General features: G+C 60.9%; 7 protein-coding genes. 5 read left to right on the forward strand and 2 right to left on the reverse strand.

Annotated features, from left to right (window positions below; all coding sequences use genetic code 11):
- The first annotated feature begins 76 nt into the window (after positions 1-76).
- From glyA to ACODSJ_RS22680, 5 genes are all read left to right on the forward strand, one after another.
- Positions 77-1,330 carry a serine hydroxymethyltransferase gene (gene glyA / locus ACODSJ_RS22660; RefSeq protein WP_489103867.1) on the forward strand — a complete coding sequence of 418 codons (1,254 nt, stop codon included), beginning with the start codon at positions 77-79 and terminating at the stop codon, positions 1,328-1,330.
- A 205-nt stretch (positions 1,331-1,535) separates the two neighbouring features.
- Positions 1,536-2,069 (forward strand): hypothetical protein, encoded by a 534-nt coding sequence (locus ACODSJ_RS22665; protein ID WP_489103868.1) that lies wholly within the window; start codon positions 1,536-1,538, stop codon positions 2,067-2,069.
- A 304-nt stretch (positions 2,070-2,373) separates the two neighbouring features.
- Positions 2,374-3,687, forward strand: coding sequence for a C4-dicarboxylate transporter DctA (locus ACODSJ_RS22670; RefSeq protein ID WP_489103869.1), 1,314 nt, complete (start codon positions 2,374-2,376; stop codon positions 3,685-3,687).
- 59 nt (positions 3,688-3,746) lie between these two features.
- Positions 3,747-4,451 (forward strand): FadR/GntR family transcriptional regulator, encoded by a 705-nt coding sequence (locus ACODSJ_RS22675; protein ID WP_489103870.1) that lies wholly within the window; start codon positions 3,747-3,749, stop codon positions 4,449-4,451.
- Between the two features lie 22 nt (positions 4,452-4,473).
- On the forward strand, positions 4,474-5,172 hold the full coding sequence (locus tag ACODSJ_RS22680; RefSeq protein WP_489103871.1) for a GntR family transcriptional regulator: 699 nt from the start codon (positions 4,474-4,476) through the stop codon (positions 5,170-5,172).
- 147 nt (positions 5,173-5,319) lie between these two features.
- On the opposite strand, the gene yjiA is transcribed toward ACODSJ_RS22680, so the two are convergent.
- Positions 5,320-6,288 carry a GTPase gene (yjiA, locus tag ACODSJ_RS22685; protein WP_489103872.1) on the reverse strand — a complete coding sequence of 323 codons (969 nt, stop codon included), beginning with the start codon at positions 6,286-6,288 and terminating at the stop codon, positions 5,320-5,322.
- Positions 6,289-6,378: 90 nt separating this feature from the next.
- On the reverse strand, positions 6,379-6,496 hold a 118-nt coding region (locus ACODSJ_RS22690), incomplete at its 5' end, for a YbdD/YjiX family protein (RefSeq protein WP_489103873.1).

Below are 6,496 nucleotides of genomic sequence, written 5' to 3' on the forward strand. Positions count from 1 at the left end.
CGTCCTTTCATATGCCTTCCAAAACCGGTTGGGGTAGAATGCCTCCCTTTTCTGCCCCCGATCCTTGAGGACCGCCATGTTCAGCCGTGATTTGACCATTGCCAAGTACGACGCCGATCTCTTTGCCGCCATGGAGCAAGAAGCTCAGCGCCAGGAAGAGCACATTGAGCTGATCGCTTCGGAAAACTACACCAGCCCTGCGGTGATGGAAGCTCAAGGCTCGGTATTGACCAACAAGTACGCCGAAGGCTACCCGGGCAAGCGCTACTACGGTGGCTGCGAGTACGTCGACGTGGTCGAGCAACTGGCCATCGACCGTGCCAAGGAGCTGTTCGGCGCCGATTACGCCAACGTCCAGCCCCACGCCGGTTCCCAAGCCAACGCCGCCGTATACTTGGCGCTGCTGTCGGCCGGTGACACCATCCTGGGCATGAGCCTGGCCCACGGCGGTCACCTGACCCACGGCGCCAGCGTTTCGTCCTCGGGCAAGCTGTACAACGCCATCCAGTACGGCATCGACGGCAACGGCCTGATCGACTACGACGAAGTCGAGCGCCTGGCCCTCGAGCACAAGCCGAAAATGATCGTGGCCGGTTTCTCCGCCTACTCGCAGGTGCTGGACTTCTCACGCTTCCGCGCCATTGCCGACAAGGTCGGTGCCTACCTGTTCGTGGACATGGCCCACGTGGCCGGCCTGGTTGCCGCTGGCGTGTACCCGAACCCGGTACCATTCGCCGACGTGGTCACCACCACCACCCACAAGACCCTGCGCGGTCCACGTGGCGGCCTGATCCTGGCTCGCGCCAACGCCGACATCGAGAAGAAGCTGAACTCTGCCGTTTTCCCAGGCGCCCAGGGTGGCCCGCTGGAGCACGTGATTGCCGCCAAGGCGATCTGCTTCAAGGAAGCGCTGCAGCCTGAATTCAAGGCTTACCAGCAACAAGTGGTGAAAAACGCCAAGGCCATGGCCGGCGTGTTCATCGAACGCGGCTTCGATGTCGTGTCCGGCGGTACCGAGAACCACCTGTTCCTGCTCTCGCTGATCAAGCAAGAGATCTCCGGCAAAGACGCCGACGCCGCGCTGGGCAAAGCGTTCATCACCGTGAACAAGAACTCGGTGCCAAACGACCCACGCTCGCCGTTCGTCACTTCGGGCCTGCGCTTCGGCACCCCGGCCGTGACCACCCGTGGCTTCAAGGAAGCCGAGTGCAAGGAACTGGCTGGCTGGATCTGCGACATCCTGGCCGACCTGAACAACGAAGCGGTGATCGACGCCGTACGTGAGAAGGTCAAGGCGATCTGCAAGAAGTTGCCGGTATACGGCGCTTAATCCGCTCGCCAGCGCGTCGCTAAAAAGGCCCGCATCGAAAGATGCGGGCCTTTTTTATTGCCCTGTAAAAGCAGAAAAAAGCAACTAAGCGAAGCCAGCACTTAATTTCCTGCAATATAGAAAACCCCACGCGACTTTGATAAATCAATAAGATCCCGCTCGTTCCAACTCCAACTTAATCATTAAAGACAGGACGCCTATTCACATGGACAGTGAACAATCCTTTTATGCAACTCTGGGCATGTTCAAGACCCACATCAATCTATTGGAAAGGCTGCATGGCAAACCGGCGATGGCGACCATCGGTTCATTCAGCGGTGGATTCTTTACCGGCAAGCCCCAGGTCCACGACCACTCGCACCTGCTGGGCATGCTCCCCGAGGGGCATGAGGTGCGCAGTGAGCCGTTGCGACTGCACTTCGGTCATACCCCCGACGGCTATATCCTGACCCTGAAAAACAGCGGCGAACACTGCGACAAACAGCTGGGCAAACATTGGTTCGAAGTTCTTGGGGCAAGAGATCCCGACACTCGAAACCCAACGTTTTTCACCCTTGTCGACCATCAGCAAAACATCATTACGCGAAAAAACATCACTTCCAGCCACACCCCCATTACGCTCATGACGGCCCATAAGAAACATGTAGGAGGATTAAGGCTGCGCGGCTCGCCTTATCTCTATCTTGCGGAGACAGAAGAACGGTCAAAAGTTACGTTCATTCTCAGTCTCCTTCAATAAAGAGACACAGCCGTTGTGGCGAGGGGATAAATCCCCTCGCCACAGATTGCAATTACAGGGCTCCATGCCCACTGGCAGGATGATCATAAATTTTTTTCGACCTGGGAAAAGGCTCAAGCACAAGGCTTTCGCCACAACTGGTAAGACCGGTCAAGCCAAAGCGTCATAATTGCGCTTGCATCGCGGTAACAACGGCGCCTAGACTGCGCCTGCACTGGACAAACCGGTAAGACCACAACAATGAAGTCCTGACGCCACGCCCTCAACGCGGACGAAAAAGGACACCGAACCAGGAATCCCTCCCATGCTCAAATGGTGCTCGCGGTCGATCTTCCTTCAAGTTGTCCTCGGACTGGTGCTCGGCATCGTCTGCGGGCTTACCCTTCCCGAATACTCAACCCAACTCAAACCCCTCGGCGACGGCTTTATCAAGCTGATCAAGATGCTCATTGGCCTGATCGTGTTCTGCGTGGTAGTCAGCGGTATCTCCGGTGCGGGCGACCTCAAGAAGGTCGGGCGCATTGGCCTCAAATCGGTCATCTACTTCGAAGTCCTTACCACCATCGCCTTGGTCATAGGCCTGGTGTTTGCCTTTACCACCGGCATCGGCAGCGGGGCGAATATCCATCTGGACCAGCTCTCCAACGCCGACATGGGCGACATTGCCCAGCGCGGCCAGCACATGGTCAGCACCACTCAGTTCCTGATGAACCTGATCCCGACGTCGGTGATCGGTGCCTTCGCTGAAAACAACATCCTGCAGGTGCTGCTGTTCGCAGTGCTGTTCGGCAGCGCCTTGAACCTGGTGGGCGACGCGGCCAGCGGTATCTCGCGGTTGATCAACGAACTGAGCCACGTGATCTTTCGCATCATGGGCATGATCGTGCGCCTGGCCCCCATCGGGGTCTTCGGAGCCATCGCTTTCACTACCAGCAAATACGGCCTGGATTCGCTGCAACACCTGGGCAGCCTGGTCGGCCTGTTCTACCTGACCTGCGCGGCCTTCGTGGTAGTGATCCTGGGCGTGGTCATGCGCGCATCGGGCCTGCCGATGCTGCCGTTTCTCAAGTACTTGCGCGAAGAGCTGCTCATCGTCCTCGGCACCGCTTCGTCCGACGCGGTCCTGCCGCAGATCATGCGCAAGCTTGAACACCTGGGAATCGGCAGCTCCACCGTGGGCCTGGTGATTCCCACTGGCTACTCCTTCAACCTGGACGGTTTCTCGATCTACCTGACCCTGGCGATTGTCTTCATCGCCAACGCCACCGGTACGCCGCTGGCCCTGAGCGACCTGCTGACGATCCTGCTGGTATCGCTGATCACCTCCAAGGGCGCCCATGGGATTCCCGGCTCGGCCCTGGTGATCCTGGCGGCGACGTTGACGGCCATTCCGGCGATCCCGGTGGTCGGCCTGGTGCTGGTGTTGGCCGTAGACTGGTTCATGGGCATCGGGCGCGCCCTGACCAACCTGATCGGCAACTGCGTCGCCACCGTGGCGATTGCCCGCTGGGAGAAAGACATCGACGTCGCTCGGGCGCGCAAAGTGTTGTCCGGCCAGCAAGGCTATACCTTCCAACCCAGAAAACCGGTGGGTGGCACCCACCATCAGCAATTCTGAAAGACTGCGATGCCGGCCCGCGAACCGGCATCGCCTGATTGATTTCCAAGGAGTTACCCGTGATCAGTTCATCAACCGTCGTCAATTCCGTCGTGGAAAAACTGCGCGCCGCCCTCGCCCGGGGCCAGTGGCGCTCGGGTGAGATGTTGCCCGGCCAGCGTGAACTGGCCGAACAACTGGGCATCAGCCGGCCAAGCCTGCGCGAAGCGGTGATTGTGCTGGAGACCCTGGGGCTGGTGCGCTCGATGCCCGGCAAGGGGGTCGTGGTGCTGGAAGCCAGCCTCAGCGACGCCACCCACGAAGGCAGCGCCATGGCCGGCGCGAGCCTGGAAGATGTGCTGCAACTGCGCTACACCCTCGAACCCTTCATTGTCGGCCTGGTGGCCCAGTCCATCAGCAGCAAGGAAGTCGGTCAGTTGCGCCTGACCCTCATGGACATGCGCGAAGCCCTGGACGCCAACGACACCGATGCCTGCGCCAACGCCTACATCGCCTTCCATGAAGAGTTGTTTGCCCTGACGTCCAACCCGATTTTCCAGAGTGTCGTGCAGCAGACTAGCAACGCCCTCAAGCAAAGCGCCGATGTGCTGCGCAACTCACCCGAACACTTGGCCGAACGCCTGGAAGAGAACGAGGCCGTGGTGCGCGCCATCCGCGGCAAGAACAGCGCTCAGGCCAGCGCCGAAATGCGCCGCCACATCCTTCGGGAAGGCCAGCGCATGGGCATCGAACTGAATATCCCGGACGACAACCTCGGCGCTTGAGCCACGGCCTGCGGAGACCGCCATGAACCACCTCATGCCCCAGCAAGACCTGCACAACCGCCACGTGCTTGCCACCCTGCCGCTGCCCGGCCGGGTCGGCAAACTGTCGGTGGACGACATCTACCCGCGGATCTTCGACGCCATCCTTGAACAGCGCATCGCCCCGGCCAGCCGTTTTACCGAAGAAAGCCTGGGGGACGCGTTCGGCGTCAGCCGCAGCATCATTCGTCGCGTCCTGGCGCGCCTGTCCCACCAGCAAGTGGTCATCCTGCGCCCCAATCATCGACCTCAAGTCGCCGCGCCAGACCTGGAGCAGACCCGGCAGATCCTGCACGCCCGGCGCTTGGCCGAACAGACCCTGGTGCGCCTGGCCTGCAAGGCCCCGTTGCCTGCGGATGTGCAGCGCCTGCGGGATCTGGTGGAGCGTGAGCGCCAATGCCTGGATCGCGGTGAGCGCGGCCCGGCGATACGCCTGTCTGGTGAGTTTCACCTGCAATTGGCCGCCATGGCCGGCAACGCGCCGCTCGCCCAGTTCCTCGGCAGCCTGGTGCCCTTGACCTCGCTGGCCCTGGCCCGACACGAGATCAAGTCCCGCCGGCACTGCGCCTGGCAGGAACACTGGGCGATCGCCGACGCCATCGAAGACCGCAACGTCGAGCAAGCGCTGCGCTTGATGAACGAGCACCTGGACCATCTTGCTCAAAAGCTGACGATCACGTAGCTGTTGTGGCGAGGGAGCTTGCTCCCGCTCGGGTGTGCAGCTACCTCCAAAAAAGCGAGGCCGGCTACGCCCCCCAGCGGGAGCAAGCTCCCTCGCCACGAGAAGCTCTTTGGTCGCACATTGATGATCGCCGCAGGTACGGGGTCGTCAAAGTAGCGCGGCTTCGAAGCCGGCGCGGATCTTCTCTTCCGGCAGTTCGTCGGCGATGAACACAATGACGCTTTCCCGTGCTTCATCTGGCGCCCATTCGGTGTCCCAATCGAAACCGTACAACTTGAGCACGCCCTGGAACACCAGCCGACGGGGTTCGCCGGCGATGTTCAACACGCCCTTGTAGCGCAGCAGTTGCTTGCCGTGTTCTTCCAGCAGTTGGTTCATGAACTCGCTGAGCCTGTCGATATCCAGCGGCTGATCGGTGCGCAGCACCAGGCTGCTGATGCGGTCGGCGGTGGTGGCCTTGCTCACCGGCCGCAGGCTGAAGCCAGCGCCCAAGTCCGCATTGAGGTTGAAACCGCGGATGTCGAGCAGTTCGGCCAGATCGATCTTGCCGTGCTCGACCACCCGGATCGGCGCGCGCCGATTGATCCGCGCCAGGCGTTCGCTCAGGGCCTGGACATGAGCGGCGTCCACCAGGTCGGTCTTGCTCAAGAGCAGGCGGTCGGCAAACCCGACCTGGGCCTGGGCGATGGCCTGGGTCAGGTGGAGTTCGGCATGGGCTGCGTCCACCAGGGTCAGGATGCCATCGAGGATATAGCGCTCGCGCAGGTCCTCGTCGATGAAGAAGGTCTGGGCCACCGGAGCCGGATCGGCCAGGCCGGTGCATTCGATCACCAGGCGATCGAAGGCGATCTCACCGCTGTCCAGCCGTTCGAGCAGCAGGTACAAGGCCTTGGTCAGGTCGGTGTGGATGCTGCAACACACGCAGCCGTTGGCCAGGGTCATGACTTGCACCGGCTCGTCGCCCAGCAGCTGGGTGTCGATACCGGCGTCACTGAATTCGTTCTCGATCACGGCGATCTTGAGGCCGTGTTCAGCCTTGAGCAGGTGACGCAACAACGTGGTCTTGCCGGCGCCGAGGAAGCCGCTGAGGATCGTGACTGGGATGGGAGAGGACACACTGAATTTCCTTGCTGCCTGATTGTGTGGGAGCGGGCCTTTGTGGGAGCAAGGCTTGCTCCCACAGGGATTTACCTCATGGCTGCCGGGTCAGCAGCACTTCGGCCCACCCTTGCCGCCGTAACGGGCCTCCTGGCGTTCGCGAAAGAACGTCTCGTAGTCCATCAGCGGCTGGTCCGGGTGTTTGGTCTGCATATGCTCGACGTAG

Source organism: Pseudomonas sp. FG6, assembly GCF_057809015.1.